General features: G+C 65.9%; 19 protein-coding genes. 12 read left to right on the forward strand and 7 right to left on the reverse strand.

All coding sequences use genetic code 11. The annotated features are described in order from the left end of the window. Nucleotides 1–190 precede the first annotated feature (190 nt). The 3 genes from WMF36_RS32945 (at nt 191) to WMF36_RS32955 (ending at nt 3572) form a co-directional block, all read left to right on the forward strand. Nucleotides 191–2617 carry an SEC-C metal-binding domain-containing protein gene (locus WMF36_RS32945; RefSeq protein WP_437574743.1) on the forward strand — a complete coding sequence of 809 codons (2427 nt, stop codon included), beginning with the start codon at nt 191–193 and terminating at the stop codon, nt 2615–2617. A gap of 202 nt (nt 2618–2819) precedes the next feature. Further along, entirely contained in the window at nt 2820–2957 is a 138-nt protein-coding gene (locus WMF36_RS32950; protein ID WP_437574744.1) for a hypothetical protein, read from the forward strand. A gap of 291 nt (nt 2958–3248) precedes the next feature. Next, nucleotides 3249–3572, forward strand: coding sequence for a DUF3011 domain-containing protein (locus WMF36_RS32955; protein ID WP_437574745.1), 324 nt, complete (start codon nt 3249–3251; stop codon nt 3570–3572). Between the two features lie 894 nt (nt 3573–4466). Here the strand turns inward: WMF36_RS32955 and WMF36_RS32960 are convergent. Further along, nucleotides 4467–5042 carry an RNA polymerase sigma factor gene (locus WMF36_RS32960; protein ID WP_437574746.1) on the reverse strand — a complete coding sequence of 192 codons (576 nt, stop codon included), beginning with the start codon at nt 5040–5042 and terminating at the stop codon, nt 4467–4469. Between the two features lie 290 nt (nt 5043–5332). Next, nucleotides 5333–5701, reverse strand: coding sequence for a DUF6573 family protein (locus WMF36_RS32965; RefSeq protein WP_437574747.1), 369 nt, complete (start codon nt 5699–5701; stop codon nt 5333–5335). Between the two features lie 584 nt (nt 5702–6285). Between WMF36_RS32965 and WMF36_RS32970 the strand changes: the two genes are divergently transcribed. The 3 genes from WMF36_RS32970 (at nt 6286) to WMF36_RS32980 (ending at nt 8794) form a co-directional block, all read left to right on the forward strand. Next, on the forward strand, nt 6286–6753 hold the full coding sequence (locus WMF36_RS32970) for a hypothetical protein (RefSeq protein WP_437574748.1): 468 nt from the start codon (nt 6286–6288) through the stop codon (nt 6751–6753). A gap of 482 nt (nt 6754–7235) precedes the next feature. After that, nucleotides 7236–8114 carry a hypothetical protein gene (locus WMF36_RS32975; RefSeq protein WP_437574749.1) on the forward strand — a complete coding sequence of 293 codons (879 nt, stop codon included), beginning with the start codon at nt 7236–7238 and terminating at the stop codon, nt 8112–8114. 428 nt (nt 8115–8542) lie between these two features. Continuing rightward, a complete protein-coding gene (locus WMF36_RS32980; protein WP_437574750.1) occupies nt 8543–8794 on the forward strand; it encodes a DUF433 domain-containing protein in 252 nt (83 codons plus the stop codon). A 723-nt stretch (nt 8795–9517) separates the two neighbouring features. Here the strand turns inward: WMF36_RS32980 and WMF36_RS32985 are convergent. Next, nucleotides 9518–9889: a hypothetical protein gene (locus WMF36_RS32985; protein ID WP_437574751.1), complete on the reverse strand. Its 372-nt coding sequence runs from the start codon at nt 9887–9889 to the stop codon at nt 9518–9520. Between the two features lie 48 nt (nt 9890–9937). Beyond that, nucleotides 9938–10285: a hypothetical protein gene (locus WMF36_RS32990; protein WP_437574752.1), complete on the reverse strand. Its 348-nt coding sequence runs from the start codon at nt 10283–10285 to the stop codon at nt 9938–9940. 465 nt (nt 10286–10750) lie between these two features. On the opposite strand from WMF36_RS32990, the gene WMF36_RS32995 reads away from it, so the two are divergent. The 4 genes from WMF36_RS32995 to WMF36_RS33010 all read left to right on the forward strand — a co-directional run bounded on the left by WMF36_RS32995 (nt 10751) and on the right by WMF36_RS33010 (nt 16298). Continuing rightward, a complete protein-coding gene (locus WMF36_RS32995) occupies nt 10751–10990 on the forward strand; it encodes a DUF433 domain-containing protein (RefSeq protein ID WP_437574753.1) in 240 nt (79 codons plus the stop codon). A gap of 74 nt (nt 10991–11064) precedes the next feature. Next, the gene (locus WMF36_RS33000; protein WP_437574754.1) at nt 11065–11484 is read left to right on the forward strand and encodes a DUF5615 family PIN-like protein; all 420 of its coding nucleotides are present in this window, start codon (nt 11065–11067) and stop codon (nt 11482–11484) included. A gap of 408 nt (nt 11485–11892) precedes the next feature. Beyond that, the gene (locus WMF36_RS33005) at nt 11893–13674 is read left to right on the forward strand and encodes a hypothetical protein (RefSeq protein ID WP_437574755.1); all 1782 of its coding nucleotides are present in this window, start codon (nt 11893–11895) and stop codon (nt 13672–13674) included. A 377-nt stretch (nt 13675–14051) separates the two neighbouring features. Continuing rightward, nucleotides 14052–16298, forward strand: a complete 2247-nt coding sequence (locus WMF36_RS33010) for a DUF3160 domain-containing protein (RefSeq protein WP_437574756.1) — start codon at nt 14052–14054, stop codon at nt 16296–16298. A gap of 443 nt (nt 16299–16741) precedes the next feature. Here WMF36_RS33010 and WMF36_RS33015 read toward each other — a convergent pair whose 3' ends face one another. Beyond that, complete coding sequence (locus tag WMF36_RS33015; protein ID WP_437574757.1) at nt 16742–17689, reverse strand: sulfurtransferase; 948 nt, start codon at nt 17687–17689, stop codon at nt 16742–16744. A 472-nt stretch (nt 17690–18161) separates the two neighbouring features. On the opposite strand from WMF36_RS33015, the gene WMF36_RS33020 reads away from it, so the two are divergent. Both WMF36_RS33020 and WMF36_RS33025 read left to right on the forward strand, forming a co-directional pair. Beyond that, on the forward strand, nt 18162–18977 hold the full coding sequence (locus tag WMF36_RS33020) for a hypothetical protein (protein WP_437574758.1): 816 nt from the start codon (nt 18162–18164) through the stop codon (nt 18975–18977). A 247-nt stretch (nt 18978–19224) separates the two neighbouring features. Further along, the gene (locus WMF36_RS33025; RefSeq protein ID WP_437574759.1) at nt 19225–20079 is read left to right on the forward strand and encodes a hypothetical protein; all 855 of its coding nucleotides are present in this window, start codon (nt 19225–19227) and stop codon (nt 20077–20079) included. Between the two features lie 109 nt (nt 20080–20188). Here the strand turns inward: WMF36_RS33025 and WMF36_RS33030 are convergent, their stop codons facing one another. Both WMF36_RS33030 and WMF36_RS33035 read right to left on the reverse strand, forming a co-directional pair. Next, nucleotides 20189–21151 carry a TauD/TfdA dioxygenase family protein gene (locus WMF36_RS33030; RefSeq protein ID WP_437574760.1) on the reverse strand — a complete coding sequence of 321 codons (963 nt, stop codon included), beginning with the start codon at nt 21149–21151 and terminating at the stop codon, nt 20189–20191. 86 nt (nt 21152–21237) lie between these two features. Next, nucleotides 21238–22053 carry a class I SAM-dependent methyltransferase gene (locus tag WMF36_RS33035; RefSeq protein ID WP_437574761.1) on the reverse strand — a complete coding sequence of 272 codons (816 nt, stop codon included), beginning with the start codon at nt 22051–22053 and terminating at the stop codon, nt 21238–21240. Nucleotides 22054–22275 lie beyond the last annotated feature (222 nt).

Raw genomic sequence — 22275 nt, forward strand, 5'->3', positions numbered from 1 at the left:
TCCTATGCCACCAGGCGATGGCAAAGCGATTGATCATAGCCTAAAGTCGAGAACACTGTAAAGACGACCTTCGCCAAACGACCGATTTACCGCAACATTGCAGCTCAGCACCCACCTGCTCTTTACCACACAGCAAAACCACACCGAGGCCTGGCATATCTCGCATTGAGCACAGGCCCACGAAAGACGCATGAATCGCAAATCAAAAGCAACAGAAACAAAGAAGAAGAAGAAGAGGAATCACACCCCTGATGAGGTGCTCTCGCTCGGCCCTCTGCACATAGCGCGATTCGGGCGCACTACACTTATGCAGTCCAAGTGGAACCCTGCGGAGTTTCGTCGCTTCCGAGAGAGCCTCCCCGCGGCGCGAGCAAAGTGCGAATCCTCTTTGCAATCTCACATATCGACCGCCATCAACCAGATACAAAAATCTGACCCCATAGAATTGCTAGCGGCGTTCTTCGTAAAAAACAGCATCGGCGACCCGACAACGTACGTAGAATCGTCCAGCACAGGAAAGGAGTATTTGTCCGAATATGTATTTAGCACATTCGCAGCAATTCCGATTGCTGATCTTGCCGCTGGCACTCTCAAAGAAGACACGCTCCCTGTTCTAGAATCTACCATTGAGCATATCTTCTCTAATGCGCGAGACATGATGCTCCTAGATCCCGCCAATCCAGCAACCAAAGACCTGCAGGAGTTTCGTGTACAAATGTTCCTGCAGCACCTGCTTGTTCGAGGAGATTCATATCCCGACCATCATATCGCTCTCGTTCGAGCTTTCGCATCTCCACACGACGCTTACCTCCAGAAAGCATGTGGATTTACCAGCACGGAGATGATCCAGACCTTCCAGGCGGTCGAGGCTCAGATCCAAAAGCGACTGGATGCATTTCAGGACTGGGTACGGGCCGTCCGCGCCGTCCAAGTGGAAGCCTTGGCGAAGCTTGAGCGGGATACGGCCCATCTGGAGGACATGGCTTCGGAGGAGGACGTTCGCCGATATATCGCCGCCGCCGTTCCCGAACAGACGCGTCAACGCATAGCTCAGAATGCAGAATCCATTTATAAGACCGGGCGGGATCTGCTGACGGTCGACTTAAACGATCCGCTTATCTCAAGAAGGGTCGTAGAAGCCTTCGCATGCACTCCGGGAGACAATGCGGCATTCCTTTCGCCGCCGTTCGCCGGGTACCCCACGAAGGACACAATCATCTGGGCTAAGCCGTTCGTGCGACTCGAAGAATCGTTTTTTTGCCCAAGTCCACCACTACTGTTTCGGTCGATGCTCGAAGCCTTGGATGGTATACTACTCAAGGACAAAGGATACGCGCAAACGTATCAGAGTGCACGCGGCGCAACCCTGGAGAAAATGGCCGTCGAATTCTTGCAGCGCCTTCTTCCAGGGTGTCAAGTTAGCAGGACACTCTATTACACGACGCCTGATGGAAAGCGTCCTGAGACAGACGCGATTATTCAATACGACCGCTATGTATTCGTTGTCGAAGCCAAGGCGGGCGGGCTAAGCCTCCCGGCTAGGCGAGGTGCCCCCAGTCGGCTCAAGCATGATTTTGGCAAAATCATCGAGGACGCATTCATCCAGGGAAATCGTGTACAGAATTATATCATGGACCAGGATGAGGCAATTTTTACGGATGAGCGAGGCGCTTCCCGTCTCACTTTGAGGCGCTCCGAGATCGACCAGATCTATATTATCAACCCAACCCTCGCGTCAATGAATCCGCTAGGTGCTCAGTTGGGTCTCGCGCGCGAAAAAGGACTTCTTTCCGCTGGCGTCCACTGGCCTTGGTGCGTGTTCATTAGTGATCTTCGAGTGGTCTCAGAAATGATCGAGTCTCCGTCAGAATTCATCTTGTTCCTCCAGAGGAGGCTTGCGGTAAATCAATTACCGTATGCGCCACACGACGAACTCGATTTGCTATGCAAGTTTTTAGCAGACGGGCTCTACCATGAGCCTGGGGAGCTGAAGAAGTTTCATCGTGTCGGGCTCCACGGATACACCGATATGCTGGATAGGTGGTACATTGGCCGGCCGCACGGAGCTGCTGTAGCAAAGCCGGCGAGGCCGATTCCGGCCGAGATCCTCCGTCTTGTCAGCCTGATCGAAGCTACAAACAAACCCAAGAGAACCATGGCCGCGATTCGGCTACTTGAGCTGGACCAGGATGGACTCGACCGTATCCATGCATTTCTAAAAAAATTCCGCGAAGAATGTGCAAAAGATGGAAAAGAACATGACCTATCAATGCAATTCCTTGCTCCCAATCGTGGTTTTAGCATCTACGTGTCGAAACGAGGGATATTAGACAGTAATGCCAGAAAACATTCGACCACGCGAATGTGTTTGGCGAGTGCGGACGAATGGCTTAGCATCGGAGTGTCCGCTTCCGATGATCATGTCGAATTCGTATTTTTTACGAAGAGCGATGTTTCCGCTGAAGTAGGCCACTCTGTCGAACGAATCCGTCGAGAAAGACTGAGCGGTTACGTTGAACAACATGGCCGTCCGCCTGGTCGCAACGATCTATGCACCTGTTCGAGCGGCCGGAAATTCAAAAAGTGCTGTAGTTCGCTCCTTGCTACCTGCCGTTGAATGTAACTGTTCACAAAGGGGGAATCAGGGTTGTGCTACCAGCGGGGCTCCACCAGCCGGAGCAGGTCCAGCAGGGCGCGCCTCGACCTCCCCCTGAGGCGACCGCACCCGGCCGGCGACGTGAGCCAGCGGCTCGGCGGCGGAAACCTGCCCCCGTCGGACGCCACGCAACCGGCGCCGCTGTCCCGTCGATACCTCGGGCATGATCGACCCTGACGAGCTCGACGCCATCGCTGAAGCTGTTCTCGCGGAGGAGGATCAGACCTTCGCCCTGCCCGTCGCCCCCGGTCTCGTGCTGGAGCTCGCCTACGACAGCTGCGGCCTGTTCGCCGCGACCTAGCGGGCCGGGTCATGGTGGCGGGTGGTCGAGATCGGGGAGGCGTGATGCCTTGCCTCGCGGCAGGCGTGCCTTGCGTGCCTGCGGCAGGCAGGATCGATCGCGGGCCCCACGTACGCCCACAACAGATCGGCCCAGGTGACGATCACCGCGAGCACAGCCGCAGGATGCCCTCCCCCTGCGAGAGCACCGCGGTCCGAGTTGGTGTCGTAAGCACATAGCCAAAGGTGCCACGATATTCACCAGTTAACGCGGCATGAGCACTGCACACACGAACGCACAAGGAGGTTCGTCATGAAGCAGAGGCTGGAAATTTGGGCCATCGCGCTCACGGTCGCTTTCACACCCGCGTGCAGCCACGCGCCCGACCAAGACGCAGCAAACAACACAGAAGAGGAAGACATAACAGTCAGCGAATCTGCGCTTTCGAAAGCGATTGTATGCGAAAGTCGATATTACAAGTACAGCAAGTGCTCCGTTGGCTTCAGCATCCGCACAGCCTGGGTACTGGAGAAGTACTCGAGAGCCGACTGTATAGAGGGAGACACCTGGGGATTTGAGGGCGACTACATATGGGTCGAAAATGGCTGCCGCGCCAAGTTCGGTACCTGGGATTGAGGGGTAAGCGCTGCAAGAAGCGCCGTTTCCCCCGGCAGCCCTTGGCTCCGGGCGACCCCCGACACTTTACTCCCCCTCGCTGGCGAGAATCAGCACGCGGCGCTCGCGGGGCTCCACCAGCCTGAGCAGTTCGAGGAGGGCGCGCGCCTCGACCTCCGTATGGGAGACGGCCCCCGTTCCCGGCCGGCGATGTAGGCCAGCGGAACGGCGACCGAAACCTGCCGGATCGTCGGCGACCCTCGGGCGTAGATGATCCCACGCTACGAGGGACCGCACGACGATCACGGATCGGCGATCGCTACCTACGCCGCCTGTACGCCGGCCGCATGAACGGCGGCGCCTGCACGAACGGCCTCGGAACCCGAGGGAGCGGTTCGTAGCGCGGCAACGGAGCTGGACGAGGAACGCGTTGCTGCGCGTCCTCCAGCTCGGCGAGCATCTCAACGTGCAACTTCAAGAACTGAAACATCTCGGTTCGGCTGCCTTTCCAGGAGGACAGACCACCGCCTTGGCAGCACCGAGACCTTGACGCGTGCCAGAACCTCGATAGGCTCTGGCGCAGTCGCCCGCACAGGGACTGTCGGTCGCGGTTCTCAGGGCTGCGCGACAGGAAGACTAGAAGGGGTTCCGGGTTCGAGCCGGAGCCCTTTCGCCTTCCATGCCCAACGGAATCTGCTGTGAGCCCTACAAGCCCGTGCCTCCAGGGCAGAGGTGTGGCACACCCGGCAGTGTCGAGCAATCAAAATCCGCGTCAGACCCTCGCCTGGCGCGAGTATATACATTCGTAGAACCATGCGCAACAGAAACATGGTGCGCGCAGGCGCAAGGACATTGCGCGCACTGGGTTCCCGCGATCCTGAACCTAACGAGGAACTCGCGCGCGGTAGGTGAGGTCTAGCGCGAGCGACGCCGCCGCTTAAGCACGGCGGCAAGACGCATCCGTCCCCGCCGTAACCGTGAGAACTCGGTCCCGACCGGCAACCCCAGGCTCCGGGCGACCTCGCTCACCTGCTCGCCCTTGCCAACGAGGATGAGCACCCCGCGCTCCCGCGGATGTACCTGCCAGAGCAGCTCCAGCACGGCGCGAGCCTCGACCTCCCCGTGGGGGGACGGCACCCGGCCGACGACGTAGGCCCGCGGATCGACGACGGCGATCTCCCGGCGGCGGTAGGCCTTCTCGTGGTACTTCCGGGCCTGGTGGACGGCGATGCCGATCAGCCAGCGCTGGAGGATCCGCCGCGGGTGCAGCCCGGGTTCCGGGCGGTACCTCCCCTCCCGCACGGCGACGACGGCGCCGATGAGGCACTCCTGGAGTACGTCGTCGCGATCCCGCGCGGGCACGCCGCATCTGGCGAGCATGGCGCGGATCAGCCGGCTCTCGGCGAGGATCGCCTCGGGCTCGATCGTCGTCGACGGTGGCTTTGTCGGCGCGGCGGGCGGGCGCTTGGCCCCCCTCCGCCGCTTGCTCACCCAGCCCTCCCGCGTTCAGCCGGGCCGGCAGGCGTCGAGGAGCTGCCTGGATCGGCGGGCGACCAGGGGCGAACGATGGACGGATCGATTCCTTGGCCCCAAGTCGGGGCTCGAGATACACGGTTCATTTGTCGGACCTCGTGACGCGGGGTTCGGCCACGCAGCCCGGGGTGTTCCACCACCCGCGGGCTGCACTTCATTTCGGCCTTCTAACAGCCACGATCACGCAGGCACAAATCACGCCAATCCTGCGGAGCTCGTTTTTCTGCGAAGCTCCAGAGACGAGCGCGTCAGTCTTCGTCAGGAAGCATGATGGTGATGACCGGCTCGCAGTCGTCGCCGGGCCCGCACAGCGCCTTGAGCTCCACGAGGGATGGCGTGATGGAGTCGGTGACTACGTGTAGCTGGAACAGGACCTCGCTCTTGTCCTTCGCTCGGAGCGCGGCCCACCTGAACATCCACACGATGTCCCAGATTCGCCCTTCCTCGCCGTTGCCCGCCCGGATCGCGGCCGGCGTCAGCTTCACGTAGCGCTCCCAGACGGCGCTCGTCACGGCGACGGGGATCTTCACGCCGAGCTCGCGAGCCGTGGCGCTTACGTCGATGAGCACGCCGTCCTCGAGGGCCTGGGCTCGGGCGTACGAGTACACCAGCTCCATCGTAATCTCGTCGTCGATCGCCGACCGATGAGCGAAACAATCAGATTCTCCGTTGTTGCCCGACATATTTCCTCCCTTCAAGTGGCTTCTTGGCCCCACCGACGCCACACCAGACCAAAGTCGATTACCCATCGAACACGGCGCGCACCGTCCATCGGCGGTACGCCCGATATCTCGTGCTGCACGACGCAGATCAGCGCCTACATGCTATAATCCGCCGCTAGGCCCTGCGACGCAACTTATTGCGACGTTGGGCAGGCAACGGGACAGCTATCTACTTCGGGAGACGCATGACTCGCACCAAGGTTTTCCTCGGTTACATCGCAGCGGCTCTTGCATCGAGTCTTGTATCGGCTTCCTGCGCGCGACAGGAACGGTCGGAGTCCGGAAGTGGCGAACCAGCTGCTCCGTCGCACGCGCCTTCTGTAGCGAAGTCCGCGAACAAGGATCCCGAGATGTCCTCCAGCGAGGTGGAACCAAGCCCGGAGCCCACGCTTCAGCCACAAGCCGCGAACGACTTACCTCAACCTACGCCTCGCTCCCCTCCGATCCTCGAGGCGGACCCGAATTCGAAGGGCGTGAGAATGGGTAAGCCGCTTTTTTCCTGCGGCTACGCGAATTTTGCCTGGGGCAGTAAGGCTTACGGGCACGTCCTTGATGATCAGGGCCGAATTTGGTTCTACGACCTGGGAAGGACCTGGTCTCCCCAACCCGCCGGGGACGGACTCTATCTGGAGACCGGGCTGAGAGAGCGATTCAGAAATCCCGTCCTCCAGTCGCGCCGCGTTCCTCCTGCGCAGCTGGCCGACATGCGGAAGAAGGCGGAGATCGCTCGAGGCGGTCGAATCGAGAAGAAGCGCGCGGGGTATGATGCGGGCAGCGCCGGCTGCGAGGCCTACCTGTGGGAGAGATCCGACGCGTACCGGGAAGTTGAGCTCGGCAGCAGTGGCGGCTATGAGATTCGCAACTCCAGCTTAGAGGCCGGCCATCTCCAAGAGTGGCTACGGGAAGAACTCGGCATGGGCACCCATCCGCAGTCCCGGCGGAAGTAATGGCTCCGAAAGCGTACACGAAGCTGCCCAACTCACGGCTGCACACCGACGAGCGATTCCGTGGCGCCTGCGGCGCCCCTCCGTCGCTCGCGGGTGGCGAACCGCCTCGACGTCGCCCGCGGCGAGCGCCGCTCCGGCCAGCGCTACCCGCCGCGGCGAACGCGCTCGGCGGCGACGTCAATGACGCCGGCAGCATCGACTCCCGGCGCGTCGAGCAGCCGCCCGATCGTCTCGTGGGCGATGCGCGCCGCCTCCACGTCGCCCGCCGCGAGCGCGGGCCCAGCCGGGGCTACCCGCCGCGCCGGGTGCGCTCGGCGGCGAGGTTGATGACGCCGGCCGCGTCGTAAGCGGCCGAGGTGTGGCGCCCCGTTCACGCGTTGCGTCTCGCGCCGCGATTTGGACGGAAAATCCGCATGGATCGGGGAGGTACGAGCTTTGCTCTCACCGCCGTCATGAGTAACTGCTTTCGTTCGCTGGTTCTCGTGGGGGCTCCTTTCATGTTCGTCGCGGGCTGCGGCGGATCGGACGGCGACACGATCGCCGAGCCCACCGCGGCGCCGGCAACCCCGTCGACTCCGGCGGAGGTAAACACCACCTATGAACAGATCGGGCGCGGCTGCGGCGATAACGGCTCCCTCGTTCGCTCGCTGACGCACGTCCCCGCGCTCACCACCAACAACCTCTGGATCGCCCCAAACAACGACGCCGCCGGCCTGGCCGCGTCCAAGGACGACAATGGCTGGGGAGCGAGCGTGGGCGTCTACGAGCTCGGGTTCGAGTCGAGCGGGGACAACATGGAGAGCCGCTCCGCCGAGCAGGCCGCACGATGCGACGCGGTCAGCGAGATCTTCGACCCCGCCGGGGACGGCGCGCGGCAACGCTTCCTCAACGTCCTCGTCTACGCCGGCGATCACCCGCACGCCGAGGCGATGCCCGCTGAGGGTCTCCCCGCCGCGGTCGAGGCGCCGGTCCGCCTGAAGGGCTATCTGGACGTGGCCGCGGGCACGCGCGAGGAGATCAAAGACGGCGTGGTGTACCGGGACGCGCAGCACCAATACCTGCCCATCTACGTTCGCTGCGAGAAGCCCATGGAGATCACCTACGAGGAGCGCCTGTTTTCGCGCGAGGAGGTCGAGGCGCTGAAGATCGACACCCGCATCTGTCGCCCCGTCGCCGAGGACGGCTACGGCTGCCTCTTCGAGCGCCCGCAGCCGATCGAGGGTGCGTGCACGTTTGTGGCGGCCGACGCGAAGTACGTGGCGACGAGCGGCGAGGAGCACAACATATCGCTCGGTGGCCGCATCGAGCGCGGCGAACAACTCAGCTACAAGATCACGGTCGACCGCTTCGCCTTCCGCTGAACGAGGGTCCTCGGTCAGGGAGCGTGACGTCGGAGCGCGGGCACGTGCACCGGGATGCGCTCGAGGGCGCGCCGAGCAGGCGCCCGATGGTCTCGTGGGCGATGCGCGCCGCCTCGACGTCGCCCGCGGCGAGCGCCGCCCGCATGCCTTCCGCCAGCTGACCGAGGAGCACCGTCCGCGGGTCTGCGGGTTTCGTCTGCGATTCGTCCGGCGCACGAGGTTTCGCGCAGTTAGCTGCCGTCGACGGCACGGTTGCCGCCCCCGTCTCATGCAGAAACCCACGCGATCCCTGCAGATCCCCACCCTCGGCAGGCGTTTCGATTCCCGGCGCCTCCACTAAAAAGACACGGTGAGAACCGTGTCTTTTTTCTTTTGTGTGCCCTGCGTGTGACCTGACAAATTTTGGGTCCCTACCCTGTGGTGCAGGTATGAACCGCGACGAGCTGCTGGACCGGATCTCCATCCACCCCAACGTCTGCTTCGGCCAGGCTTGCATCCGCGGGCACCGGATCTGGGTGTCGCTCGTGCTCGACTTCCTCGCCAGCGGCCTGTCCGTCAAGGAGGTGATGGACGAGTACGGGATCGAGGAGGCCGACGTCCTCGCCTGCATCGCCTACGGCGCCGAGATGGCCCGGTTCGCCGACGTCGCGGTGTCGCAGGACGGGAATCGGCCGAGCTAGCTGGGTCACTGGCCGGAGGCCTCGCAGAGTCGGAGCTCCACGGCGGGCACCAGGTCGGCGGGGCGGATCCCGGGTCCGAGTCTACGCGCTGGCGTGCTGGCGCAGCCCGGAGCCGAGCGAGCGGATGCTGCTGACGCGGGAGGCTGGCGGCGAACGGCGGATGAAATCGCTGCCCTGTAGGGCCGGCCGCCATGGCGCCGAGCGGGCTCCTCTTGACACGCGGCGATATCTCCGCTCGCCTCGCAGAGCCGGGGGAGGACCAGATCGAGCTGTCAGCGCCGCATGTCGCCCGGCAAGGAAGCGAGGGCGCCCCGGCAAGCGCGAAGGGACACGCACGTCATGCGATCGGGCAGCACGAGAGCGCAAGGGCGGTCGAGGCCGCTGGTGTCCGGCGCCGCAGGCGCGCTGACCAGCCGTCTGTGAAGCAGGTAGGCGGGCGTCCGCCGACCTGAGGCGCGGACGAGCAGCGCGGAGGCGAAGCGAATAGGACTCGCCCCAAGACGAGCCCGAACCCGGCGGAGAGAAGCGAGCGCAGCCCCGCGCCGCCGCGGGCCACGGAACCTCCAGCCGGTGCCCCGGGCAAGGCGGCGCAGGCGGACGCCCGGCGGTTTGGCGGTCATCTCGTCGCCGAGCGGCGAGGAGCGTGCGAGTTCATGAGTAGACCACCAGGCGACGGGGAACTCGTTGGCGTGGCTGACCGAGGGAGGCGAGTAGAGCGCGATCCTACCCCTCTGCCCCACCGTCCGGCTCCGGCGCTGCTCCCGGGACAGGAGCCGGCGGCGTGCTCGCCTCCAGCAGGAGTGCCCATTCTGGGAACACGGTTTCTCCATGCTCATGCACCGTCAGACGCCCCCTCAGGGTGTACCACTCGATGTACTTGGAGAGCGCGAAGATGCCGAGGATTGCCGCGCCTAGCCCGTCGGTTCCCCACACTGGCGGCAGTTTCCACGGCTTCTCTGGATCCAAGATGTCGATCTGGACCTCCCAACCGTCATCCGGCCGTTGTTGAGGTCGGCCGACGCGAAGGGAAATTTCGCGCTCATGCTCCGCTCCGGCCGGCTGAAAGACGACTTTCCGTTCGCCGATGATGTCCATGATGACATCATAGCACCCGATTTTCTCCCAAGCCCATCAACCGGCGCGTCAGGGACAACGCGCGTGGCATGCGGCGTTTCCAGAAGCCTTCGCGACATGGCAACGAACCTTCCAGTTAGCTGGTACCTGCTTGCAAAACCTGTCGATGACCTCCCAGTACGCCATGCAGGCGTCCTCGCATCTACCGCGCGGGGCCGCATCCGGTGTTGCATCCGTCGCCGCTGGTGTTGCCAAGAGCTCGAAGCTTTCCAAGCCGTCCAGGTTTTGATGGCTGTCCCGCATACCGCCGGAAATGGCCGCGATCCAGGCCTCGATGTCGGCGTCCGTCTCCTGCGTCGCTTCCGGGCTCAGGGCGCACGATGCAGCGCAGAGCGTGCACAAGAGGGAGAGCAGCATTGCTGAGGCGAGATGATGTGTTCGCATGTGCGCTGCCTAAGCGAGTCGCAGGCCACCGCGGAGCGATTACCGAGGGAACGACTGGTCCTCGGCGCGGTCGTGATCCATCTGCCGGCTGCGCACGTCCGGAGCGGATCGATCGGTGGCTCCGGCCCTGGTTACAGGCAGCCCGCCGGGTTCGTGATGCCGTGTGACCTCCGTGTGCCCCGACGTCTGGGCACGGGGCTCCACGAGAGGGCTCTCGGGTATACGAGAGGAATCGAGCCCTCGATGGTCTCTGACACCGTTCCGAGGCCTCCAACGCGGCGTCCGCTGTATCTCTCGCGCATGCGGCCCTCAGATTCGGCTCCGGGTTCGATTCCCGGCGCCTCCACTAAAAAGACACGGTGAGAACCGTGTTTTTTTTCTTTTGTGTGCCCTGCGTGTGACCTGACAAATTTTGGGTCCCTACCCTGTGGTGCAGGCATGAACCGCGACGAGCTGCTGGACCGGATCTCCATGGACCCCAACGTCTGCTTCGGCCGGGCTTGCATCCGCGGGCACCGGATCTGGGTGTCGCTCGTGCTCGACTTCCTCGCCGGCGGCCTGTCCGTCAAGGAGGTGATGGACGAGTACGGGATCGAGGAGGCCGACGTCCTCGCCTGCATCGCCTACGGCGCCGAGATGGCCCGGTTCGCCGACGTCGCGGTGTCGCAGGACGCATGAAGTTCAAGCGGGACGAGAACCTCGGCAGACGAGCGGCCGACCTGCTCTGAAAAGCTGGTCACGACGTCGCTACCGTGCCGGAGCAGGGGCTGTGCTCCGCCTCGGACCCGACCGTGATCGATGTATGCAAGGCCGAGGGCCGGTGCCTGGTCACGCTCGACCTCGACTTCAGCAACCCGGTCCGGTTCAAGCCCGCCGACTACCCCGGCATCGCCGGGCTGCGACTCCCCCCACGGCCAAGCCCCAAGGACCTGACCGATTCGGTGCTCACGCTCCTCAACGCCTTGGCGCAGTCCAGCATCGAGGGGAAGCTCTGGATCCTCCAGCGGGCCGCGTTCGCGTGTACGCGCCGCAGCAGGACCCACAATATCCGGCAACTTCGCAGCCGTTGCCCCTGCTCCCCGCGATCGCCCTTGTTCGTCTTATCCCCCGCGATCGCCCTTGTTCGGCTTATCCCCCGCAACTGGGCCTCTCGCGCTCGCTGGCTGAATTGACCAAAGGACACCGTCGATGCCCGGGACAAGCCGCGGTATCCCTCGTCGATGTTCGCGAGCCGGGCCCCTCAACATGCGTCAGGCCGCCTACCCTTGCAACGCCGCGTCACCCGCCGGCGCCGCTGCTGCCCGACGCGCCGCTCCCGGAGGCGGCGTCGCCGGAGCCGCCAGCCCGGGCGCGCTCGAGCCGTCACCCCGGGGCTCGTCGCCGCCACAGCCCATCGCAGCGCCGGCGCGGACGAGACTGCACAAGTGCCAGAGGAGCAGAAGTCGACGCATTGCTGCACGCTCCTGCTGCAATGATATGCCATCTCCGGTCTCGGAGCCCGGGGCGAAATGCACTAGGGTCGATCGGCCGCTCGAGGCGTGGAAGGGCGCCGAGCTCCGGCGCCGAGTGGGAGCAACGCGATGAACGAGATCAATTTCTACAAGCTTCCGCGTACCATCCAGGACGGCGTGCTCGAGGCGTTCCGCGGGCGGTTCGCGCCGGTGCCGATCCTCAGCCGGCTCGGGACTCGGCGCACCATCGTGGCTTGGCTCGCGGTCAGCGCCGCGGCGGGCCTCCTGCTAGCGGCGCTCTGCGCGGCCGGCTTCGGCGACGTCAACAGCGTCCTCGTGCTCCACCCGACGGCAGCGGCCGCCGCGTACGTGCTGCTCGCCGCGACCACCGCCATCGGCGTGCTCCAGGCGCTCGCCTACAACGCCGACGTCATCACGCTGCCGTTCACGCCCGGCCTGTTCGTCTTCCCCGCGAACCTGATCGACGCGCGCGACCACAGGCTCCGGGTCTTCTCGCTCGCGGAGCTCTCGCGCGTCTCGGCGGCCCCTCGGGGCGCCGTGGTCCTCACGTTCGGCGGCACGCAGCACGCATTTCCTCTCGCGGACCCGTCGCGCTCGGACGACGTGATCCGGGAGGTTGAAGCGGCGTGGAGCCGCATGAAAGCGAAGCCCGAAGCCGCGGAGCTGCGCCGGCTCGATCCATTCGCGCCGCCTGCTATCGAGAGCCCGTTCGCGTCGCCGATCCCGCTCTCGCGCGACGTCCCGGGGTGGCAACGCTATGCATGGCTCCTCGCCGCCGCGGTCGGCGTGGCCCTCGGTTTGGGGCTCTTCGTCCTCCGCAACCGGATGAGCGACGCTCGGATGTACGCCGCGGCGCGGGCGCGCGACGACGTGGCCGCGTACCAGGGCTACATCACGCGCGGCCGCGGCCACGGGGAGGTCGTCTCGCACGTGCTGCTGCCCCGGGCCGAGCTGCGCCTCGCGGTGGCGAAAGGCTCGGTGGAGGCCATCGACGACTTCATCCGCGCCTACCCCAAGACGGGCATCCAGGCCGAGGTCGCCGCCGCCCGCCGCGCCGCGCTCGTCGCGGAGCTCGAGCGGGCGCGGGAGGTGGGCACGCTCGCGGCGCTGCTGGCGTTCGCGGAGCGCTACCCGAAGCACGGCCTGGATAAGGCGTTCAACGACGCCAGGCACGCGCTCTATGTGCGCGCGCTCGATCGGTACAAGAGCGAGATGCCCAAAGGGAGCGAGCAGAACGCGGATTTCGTGCGGCGGCTCCTCGCCTACGCGGAACGCGTGGGGCCCAGGAGCACGCCGCAGGGCATCCGCGGCCCGGCCGTCCACGTCCGCTTCCGGCGGCTTCCGTCGCAGGACCTGGAGCGCGCCGACGATGTCGTGATGAAGAGCCCGATGTTCAGCGGTGTCACGTCCCTGCCGACGCGCTATGTGGATGCGACCCACCTCGATCCCCAGGAGAAGCGGACCGCGTCGGCCCTGGCGGAGGGGCTCGCGCGGGGGTTCGAGCCGGAGCTCGTCACCTTCGAGCCCGGCCCGCCTTTCGAGGGCTCCGCCGAGGAGCAGCTCTCCGTGATCTCCCCCTCCCTCGTGGTGAGCTATCGTGTCGAGTCGTCCGGGATCGCCTATGCCAGCAAGAAGCCGCAGATCATCATCTTGGGGCTCAGGTTCTTCTTTAAAACGGAGCTCATCTTGCCCGGAGACGCTCAAACGCTGCTCACGAGCCACAAGGTCGTGCAGCGGGTCCCGGACGGGATCATAAAACAGCAAACCGTCTTCCCGCCCCCTGGGACCCTCGAGCCCATCATCTACGAGGCCATGATGCGCGACGCCTTCATCGACTTCGGGGAGCGCTACCTCTCCAAGTGGTTCCTGAAGCGCGACGAGCCCCAGTGAAGGTGGACGAGCTCATCAGCGTTCCTGGTACCGTACACGACCTGCCCCGAACTCCGCAGACCACAAGGCCGCCAAGAGCAAGGCCGCCAAGAGCAGGCCCCGCGCCTGGGCGAGCTCCGCGGTGAGCGTTCCCGTGTAACCGTTAGCGCCGTACAACATCCACACCCGCGGCACTGTAGTGGCCCTGCAGGAAGCCCGGAAGCCGCTTGCCGGCTCGGAGGGCTGGCACGCCGGTTGCTCTGTCTGTAGCGTTGGCACACATGGTGTGGATGAAATCCGCAATTCGAGCGTCCTTCGGCCTGGGGCCGCGGCACGACGATCCGGGTTTGGCACACCGGCACACCAGCCCCCGTGCCGCCAAAGGAGCAGGAAAACCCGTGCGCACCCAACGAATTGTCTCCACCCTGGTCAGCGTCGGCTTGCTGGCGGCGTGTTCTGGTTCCACCGAACAGGGCGGGCCGGGCCCCGCAGGTCCCGGCGACGAGCGTCCCGAAGACGTCGGAACCCAAGTGCAGCTCGATCTCAGCTCGGTCGCCGCGACCGAAGTCGAAGCCCAGGTGGCCACCGCCAAACAACACGACGCGGCATCCCTCCAAGAGGCCTACACGGTCTCGTTTTCGAACGATCTGGGGTACGGTCTCAGGGACGTTCAGAACCTCGATCTGATCCAGGGATCAGAGTTGGGTCTGAATGACGCGGAACTCGAGGTCTTGGCTGCGAACGGCTTCGTAATTTCCAGTCGACTTGCCTATCCCAGCTTTCCCTACGCCTACGCTGCCATCTACGTGCACGATTTGCCGGTTTTCGTGAGCGGCGACATGGTGCTCGAAGCCATGCACCGTTCGTACGACGACATCTTGCAGACCCTGGAACAAGCCGTGTTGATCCCGCGTGTCACCCGCTTGCTCGACACGATGCGTGCTCGCTTGGCGTCCGGAGATTCCGGGCTCTCGGAGCAGGCAGCAGCCGACGCGGACTTCTACCTGACCGTCGCGCGCAGTCTGCTGATGGGAGCGCCGAGCGAACCCGTGGCGGGAGCCAGCAAAGCTGACGTCGCGTCCTTCCTGACTCATGCCGAAGCGGCCGACGGAGAACAGAAAAAGTCCATGTTCGGCGTTCCGCGCCGCTTCGACTTCTCTCAATTCAAGCCTCGGGGCCACTACACGGACACGGTGGCGCTCGAGCGCTATTTTCGCGCCATGATGTGGATGGGACGCATCGATTTTCGGCTCATCGAAACCATGCCCGATGGTTCGCGCGTCTTCTGGCGCCGTCAGCTCGAGGCAGCGCTGGCGATGCGTGACTTGATGGATGCCGCGGCGCTGGAAGACTGGTCGGGCATCGATCGAACCGTTACCGCGTTCGTGGGTGAGCACGACTACATGATCGTGCCCGAACTGGACGAGCTGTTGAACGGCCTGGGGGTGTCTGCTACGAGCGGGCTTGCTGCCATCGATGACACGACGATTGCGCAGGCGATCATCGACGGGCACTACGGCGAGCAGCGCATCGCAAGTCACATCATGCGAAAGAACGGCAGCGATCCCACGTTCCCGCTCAATGCGAGCTTTGCGTTCTTCGGGCAGCGCTACGTGATCGATAGTCACGTGTTCTCCAACGTGGTGTACGACCGCACCGCGACACGCGTGGTTCCGAACCCGCTCGACGCCGCGTTCGCCGCCCTGAAGAACGACCATGCGGTGAGCCTGCTCGCGAGTGAACTCGAAGAATGGAACTACGCCGGCGATCTGGCAGCCGTTCGCGCCATCGCCGACGCCCACCCGCCATCGTACTGGGAAGGCAGCCTGTACACGTCTTGGCTTGGGGCGCTACAGACGCTCTCGACAAACGCCACGACCCTGGGGCCAGCCGCGGAAGGTCTACCCAGCGTGGCGCGCAGCGAAGCCTGGGGGCGCCGTTTGCTGAACACTCAGCTCGGATCGTGGGCACAGCTCAGGCACGACACGATCTTGTATGCCAAGCAGTCGTATACCGGCAGCAATGGCTGCGACTTTCCGGATGCGTACGTCGATCCCTACCCCGAGCTGTTTCAAAGGATCGCCAAATTCGCCGACCAGGGCCAGGCCTTGGTCGATACCCTCGACTTCAGTTTGAACGGGAACGAAACGTTGGCGGAGCAGGTGAGTGCCTACTTCGGCACCCTGTCACGTATCGCGACCACCTTGAGTGAAATGGCGGAAGCGCAGCGGACGGGCATGCCGCACTCGGAAGAGCACATGACCTTCATCAAGCAGGCGATTCACATCGAGGGCGGTGGCAGCGGTGACCCCTGGCAAACGGGCTGGTACAAAGATCTGTTCTTCAATCCCATCGACGGCTTGAAGAGCGACCCGACCATTGCCGATGTGCACACGGACATCGGAGGCGAACTGCCGGTCCCGCGATCTCCGTCGGTGTTGCACGTGGGCACCGGCAATCCACGCATGATGGTCATGACGGTCGATACCTGTCAGGGTCCTCGCGCGTACGCGGGCGCAGTGTTCGCCTACCACGAGCACCTGGCAGAGGGCTTCACCCGACTCACCGACGAGGAGTGGGCTCAGAAGCTGTATGAGGATCCGCCGGCCGACGTGCCGTGGATGGCGCCGGTGCTGGCGGAGTAGAAACCGGCGCGGCCAGGCCTCGGCGCGGGGTCGACCTTCAAGCTGGACGAGAACCTCGGCAGACGGGATCCCGTAGAGCCAAGCGCTCTGGGTGCCCTCCTCCAGCGCCACGTACGTGTCGCCAGCGATCGTCTTGAGGCGCTCCACAAGAGCTTGTCCGTTGGTCTCCACGACGTGCGTCCCCAGCCGCTTGCCGCTCTCGCTGAGCACAGCGAACGTCGTGCTGGTGGCGTGCACGTCCAATCCGATGGTTCTCTTCATCGGCGCTCTCCTTTCTGGGGGCTTGTGTGCCTAACCCAAGGTCCCCAAAGGCGGAGGGAGAGCACCATCCTGCCATCCCATGAGATCGCGCGGCCGACAGCTCCTTACGGCAGCCGACCTCGTGCTGCCCTCCCTCCTGCCCCGAGATCGAGCCCCCAGCGGAGCGCCCCTCCGCCGTCGCCTCAGGTGTCCCGCGCCCGCCGCGCCGGCCCGCGCTCGACGGGCAGGTGCTCGCGCCGGCTCCAGTCGACGTACGAGCCGTCGTACATCCTTGTCGGGTAGCCCAGGTAGCGGGATACGAAATAGGCGAACGACGACTGCATGCCGGTGCGGCAATAGACGACCACGGTGCGATCCTCGCGTGCCCCGGCCCGTTCGAACATCGCGCGCAGCTCGCCGGCGGGGCGCAGGCGGCGCGCGTCGCGATCGACGAAGAAGTCGCGCCAGAAGAGGTTCTGGGCCGTCGGGATGTGACCGCGGCGCGCGACGTCCCCATTCCCTGCTTCGCCGCGGAACTCGTCTGGCGGGCGCGCGTCCACGAGCACCACGCCGGGATCGTCGAGGTGGGCAGCCACCCAGTCCGCGTCCACGACGCGCTCGGGCTCCGGCTTGCTCGTCAGCGTGCCCGGCCGAGGCTCCGCGGCCTCCGACGAGATGGGATGGCCCTCGGCCCGCCAGGCACCGAGGCTCCCGTCGAGCAGGGCGGCCCGATCGCCATGCCCGATGACGTCGAGCGCGAAGAACGCGCGGGCGGGCGCGAGGCCGTCCATCCCGCCGTAGAGCACCACCTGGGAGCCATCGACGACCCCGGCGCGCTCGAAGGCGGCCTTCACGTCCGCGAGCGGAGGCAGCTCGTTGGGGACGTCCCGATCGATCGCCAGGGCGTCGACGGACAGGAAGCGCGCGCCGGGGATGTGCTCCCGGTCGTACGTGCGGCGATCGCGGTCGACATGGATCACGACGACGCTCGGATCATCCAGGTGCGCCGCGACCCAGGCCGGCGACTGGAGGAGGCTCGCTCCTGGCTGGGGCGCGCTGGCGCTGGTCTCCAGGGCCTCGGCGCGGGTCACGCAGCCGGACAGACCGAGGGCAGCCGCGATCAGGGTGGCTCTTCGGGATGCGCTCTTCATGGCGGACCTGCGGAGAGCAACCGGCGTTCCGCGCCGGCGCGGCGCAGAGGACGAGCCCGACGCCGCGCTTGCCGCATCCGCCGTATCCGGACGAGAGCCGCCCGCGCGGATGAGCTCATCGAGCGGCTCCCTCTCGGCTATCCGACCCTGATCGGTCGCGGCGGTGTGGCGCTCTCCGGCGGCGAGCGGGCTCGCCGGGCCGGGAGGGGGGCGCCGCCGCCATCTCGCCATCCCATGAGAGCGCGCTCCGCCCTCCCCCGCTCCCGATGCTCGCCCGGGCTGCGGGAGGGGGAGAGGGAGAAGGGAACTTGGCCCGAGGGGGCGCCGCCCGGCAGCGTTACGCGGCGATGGTTGGAGCTCGCCGGTGAGCCATGGCACACGAGGCGGCGGAGGCGGCCGGGGGGCGGGCGCGCGCCCGCCGCACCCGGCGACCGTGGTGCAACGCAAGGGGCTGCCGCCTCACCCGGCGACGGTGGTGCAGCCGAAGGCGCCGCACCCCGCCACGGTGAGCCAGCAGCGGCCACCCCACGCCGCCGCGGCGGTTCAGCAGCGGCGCGCGGCGGGCGCACCGGCCGGCCGGACGGCGCCGGCGCCCGCCGTCGCTCAGCGGTGGTGGATCCTCGACGCCATGTTCGGCAGTTGCACCGATCGGTTCCGGCCAGCCCGTGCCTATGTGCCGCTGGGAAACGTGGCCATCGGTCCGTCGCTCGCCGACCTGCGGGCCATCGCTGATGCCGACGCCATGTTGCAGCGGAGCAACACCATCTCTGGAGACCAGTGTTCGGGGAACGCGAGCGCGGCGTTCGAGGTGCTCACCGGAGAAGATGGTCCGAGCATGCGTGATGGGCGCCGGGACGACTGGGGAGGGTTCGAGCGAGCCTGGGAGCTGGGAGACGGCGTCTTCAGACTGGATATCTCGATCGGGGAGGCGATGCCCTCCTGGGGTCATGCGTTCGTGCTGCTCAAGGTCGGCGGCGCGAGCATGCTCTATCAGGCGTTCCTCGGTCACTACACCATGAAGGAGTGGATCGCCGGCGTCTTCGAAGACGACACGAAGCGCCCCGCGAGGCTCAGAGACCGATGGGACGCGGCGCTGTTCTTCGCGGAGATACGAGCCGTGCTGCAGCTGGTCGCTCGCGACTCGCTCGACGAGGTCAAGGGGGCGTTCGGGCCGCTCAACCGCAAATGGCTCGCGAACGAGACCGACCACGAAATGAGAATGGGCTGGTTTCGCGACTGCTCTGAGTTTCACACGTACTGGCGCCGCGGGGTGCCGCGGATCGGGTGAGCGGCGCCGGAGAGGCCGACGACTTGGCCGCGTTGGGCCCACCCCCCTACCATCTCGCCCCGCGATGTCGTCCTCCCGCTGGAACCCGACCGCAGCACCGGCGGCGCGTCCGCCGCACCCGGCGACGGTGGCGCAGCCGCGGCCGGCCGTCGCAGCGCCGGCGGCGCGACCGCCGCACCCGGCAACGGTAGCGCAGCCGCGGCCGGCCGCCGCAGCGCCGGCGGCGCGACCGCCGCACCCGGCGACGGTGGCGCAGCCGCGGCCGGCCGCCGCAACCCAGGGCCCGTCGCCGCATCAGGCGACCGCGCCGCGCCCCCGAGTGCCGCCACAGATCCCGCCTGCAGACGGCGCCGGGGGTGAGCATGAGATCGCACAGCCGGCGTTCTGGTGGCTGGGCTTGGGTGCCGCGACGGCCGCGGCTGCGACCTACCTCCTGTGGCCCAGCGCCGATCTCGCCTGGGATGATTTCCTCGCCAATCCGAGCGCGGTCCTCGGAAACCTCGATCTCGTGCCCGCCCAGGCGTTTGCGCCGCCCGTTTCGCGAACCCGGCGTGGCACCAGGACGATCCCCACCGTCCGCGAGTACCCCTGCGCGACCACGCGCATCTGCCTGCGACGGGACGACCACCCCCCGCGGTACACCATCGTCGTCGATCGCCATCGAGGCCGCAGATCGCGACCTGCCGCCTACCTGCCGTGGAGCGCGCGGGAGGCATGCCGAATGGAGCTGGATAACACCGCCGACATCTTCCTCACCGATCGCTTGAACGGATGCGGGATCATCTTCGCCGGCTCTCGCGCGAATCCATCGGTGGTCCATGCGAACCACTACACTGGTGTCGAGGACCTCGACGCGACGTATCGCGCGCGGCACAATGACGTGCAGCAGTATGCGCGCGTGAACGCGCTGAGGGAGAACGAGTACCGGAGCCTCGCCCGCGCCATCGGGCTCAATCGCGGAACCATCTTCTCTCCCCGGCAGTACTTCGCCGCGGGGCAACCGGCGCGGGTGTTCGGGGTGCGGAGGCGGGTGGGCTGGACGTTCTATGCCATCACGCGACCGGCGGCGGGCGGGTTCTCGACAGCTCCGATCTGGCCATGACCGCAGCGGCCCGCGGTCGATGCAGCCTGGTCGGCACAGCGGTATGTCGAGATCACCGCTATCCTGGCGTGCCCATCGGCACGAACCTCCAAGCCGAACAACAGGGAAATCAGACCTCGGCCGAGGCCGCCGCCGAGGCGCCGGCGCTCTCGCGCTTCGTCGAGGAAGCGCGCGGCGCCTTGCTGCGCGTGGCGCTGCGCCGACCGTCGACGCTGACGGGCACGTCCCCGTCCACCGTCACCCGGCGCACCACGCGGTGCTGGTCGCCGTAATCGTTGATCGCATAGTGCTGCGTGGCCCGGTTGTCCCAGACCGCCACGTCGCCCACGGCCCAGCGCCACCGCACGGTGTTCTCGAGGCGCGTCACGTGCTCCTGGAGCACCTGGAAGAGGTGCGCGGAGTCATGGGACGAGACGCCGACGAGGTTCTTCACGAAGTGCCCGAGCACCAGCGAGCGCTCCCCGGTCTCCGGGTGGACGCGCACAACGGGGTGCTCGGTCTCGTAGACGGTCGACGTGAACACCTCGTGATAGCGGCGCACGTCCTCCGCCGAGGACTTCGGCTTTCGTGACTGGTAGTCGTACTGGTTGCTATGGACCGCCCACAGCTTGTCGGCGAGCTCGCGGAGCGCGGGCGTGAGGTCCTCGTACGCGGCCACCGTGTTGGCCCAGACCGTGTCGCCGCCGTACGGCGGGACCACGAGCGCCCGGAGGATCGATGCCTTCGGGTACGCGTCGACGAACGTGACGTCGGTGTGCCAGGAGTTGGCGCGACCGCCGTACCGCGAGTCGAGCTCATGAATGAACTCGGTGCCCTGCACGACAGGGACCGTCGGGTGCGCGACGGGCTTGCCGCTGAACAGCGCGGTCAGCGACTCCTGGCTTCCGTCGTCGAGGTGCTGCTGGTTCCGGAAGAAGATCACCTTGTAACGGAGCCATGCCTTGCGGATCTCGCTGACGGTCGCGGCGTCGAGATCGGCCGAGAGGCGCACGCCGCGCACCTCCGCGCCGATCCGGCCGGCGACCGGCACGATCTCGAGAACATTGCTTGTGGGATTGACCTGGGCGCTCATGCGGCTCTCTCTCCTCGTGGCCATTCGGCCGATGGACAAACTGGGATGGCGTCGCGGGACGGCCGTCGGCAGACGGACAGGCCGGCTCAGTGCGACGCGGGCTTGTGCGCGATGGCGAAGAGCCTCTTCCCCTCGAGCCGGATGCCCTCGGGCGTCCGGAAGGCCTCGAGCTCGCGCTTGATGTCCTCGATGGCCTGGCTCCGCAGCGACTCGGGCAGGTGCCCGAGGAAGTTGCCGAACGAGCTCGCCTGCGAGAACGCAATGGCGGTGTTGCCGTCGGGCTGATGGTGGACATTCGCCTGGGCCTCGATCCTCTGCGCGGTGAAGCCGGCGCCGCTGAGCAGGTCAGCCAGCTCCTGCGCCGTGACCCAGTGGGGCGTGCCGGCCTGGGCCTCCGGGTACCGGGCGTAAGGCTCCCTCGACAGCACCTGCTTCTTGATGCTCTGTAGCCGGTTCGGCTGGTCCTTCGCGCCCGTGGTGATCCCGAGCCGGCCACCCGGCTTGAGCACGCGATGGATCTGCTTCAGCGGCTCCGTCTTCTCGGGGAGCCAGTGAAAGACGGCGTTGAGGTACACGACATCGAAGCTGCCCGCCGGGAGCTCGCCGAGCGCGTAGGCGTTCCCGACCTGGAACGACAGGTTCGGCCGCGCCTTGCGCTGGGCGATCTCGATCCGCAGGGGGAGCGGGTCGATCCCGAGCACCTTGCCGGTCGGCCCCACCAGGCCCGCCACGTGCTCCGCGAGCAGCCCGGTGCCGCTGCCGACGTCGAGCACGTGCTCGCCCGCGCGGACGCCGAGCTCGGCGATCAGCCGCTGGCCGTGGAGGAACTGCCGCTCGGCGCTGCGGACCTCGTATTGCTGGGCGAGCTGCGGTGTATCGAAGGAAAGACTGAGTCCACTCATGGGATGCTCCAGGTGAAGGAGTTATTCGGGACGTTGTCGGCGGGGCGACGCCTTGCTCCGCGTCTTCGCCCCCTCGCCTCACTCCGCGCTCCCCGCTATCGCACGCGCCGTGCCAGGCGTCTCCGCGCGGTCTTTCGGGGCTTCGCGCGCCGATTGCTGCGGTATGAGCACGCGGTCAGCAGCTCGTGCTGCGCAGGCCGCATCTCGCCTGCCGCGGGCCAC

It is taken from the genome of Sorangium sp. So ce887 (genome assembly GCF_051521455.1).
Classification (GTDB): domain Bacteria; phylum Myxococcota_A; class Polyangia; order Polyangiales; family Polyangiaceae; genus Sorangium.

Excerpts from the sequence above, each read along its gene's own strand:
- WMF36_RS32955 (WP_437574745.1), top strand. The coding sequence starts at position 3,249 with ATGAAGCAGAGGCTGGAAATTTGGGCCATCGCGCTCACGGTCGCTTTC.
- WMF36_RS33030 (WP_437574760.1), bottom strand. The coding sequence starts at position 21,151 with ATGAGCGCCCAGGTCAATCCCACAAGCAATGTTCTCGAGATCGTGCCG.
- WMF36_RS32950 (WP_437574744.1), top strand. The coding sequence starts at position 2,820 with ATGATCGACCCTGACGAGCTCGACGCCATCGCTGAAGCTGTTCTCGCG.
- WMF36_RS32965 (WP_437574747.1), bottom strand. The coding sequence starts at position 5,701 with ATGGAGCTGGTGTACTCGTACGCCCGAGCCCAGGCCCTCGAGGACGGC.
- WMF36_RS32995 (WP_437574753.1), top strand. The coding sequence starts at position 10,751 with ATGAACCGCGACGAGCTGCTGGACCGGATCTCCATGGACCCCAACGTC.
- WMF36_RS32985 (WP_437574751.1), bottom strand. The coding sequence starts at position 9,889 with ATGGACATCATCGGCGAACGGAAAGTCGTCTTTCAGCCGGCCGGAGCG.
- WMF36_RS33005 (WP_437574755.1), top strand. The coding sequence starts at position 11,893 with ATGAACGAGATCAATTTCTACAAGCTTCCGCGTACCATCCAGGACGGC.
- WMF36_RS33035 (WP_437574761.1), bottom strand. The coding sequence starts at position 22,053 with ATGAGTGGACTCAGTCTTTCCTTCGATACACCGCAGCTCGCCCAGCAA.
- WMF36_RS32980 (WP_437574750.1), top strand. The coding sequence starts at position 8,543 with ATGAACCGCGACGAGCTGCTGGACCGGATCTCCATCCACCCCAACGTC.
- WMF36_RS33015 (WP_437574757.1), bottom strand. The coding sequence starts at position 17,689 with ATGAAGAGCGCATCCCGAAGAGCCACCCTGATCGCGGCTGCCCTCGGT.
- WMF36_RS32945 (WP_437574743.1), top strand. The coding sequence starts at position 191 with ATGAATCGCAAATCAAAAGCAACAGAAACAAAGAAGAAGAAGAAGAGG.
- WMF36_RS32990 (WP_437574752.1), bottom strand. The coding sequence starts at position 10,285 with ATGCTGCTCTCCCTCTTGTGCACGCTCTGCGCTGCATCGTGCGCCCTG.
- WMF36_RS32970 (WP_437574748.1), top strand. The coding sequence starts at position 6,286 with ATGGGTAAGCCGCTTTTTTCCTGCGGCTACGCGAATTTTGCCTGGGGC.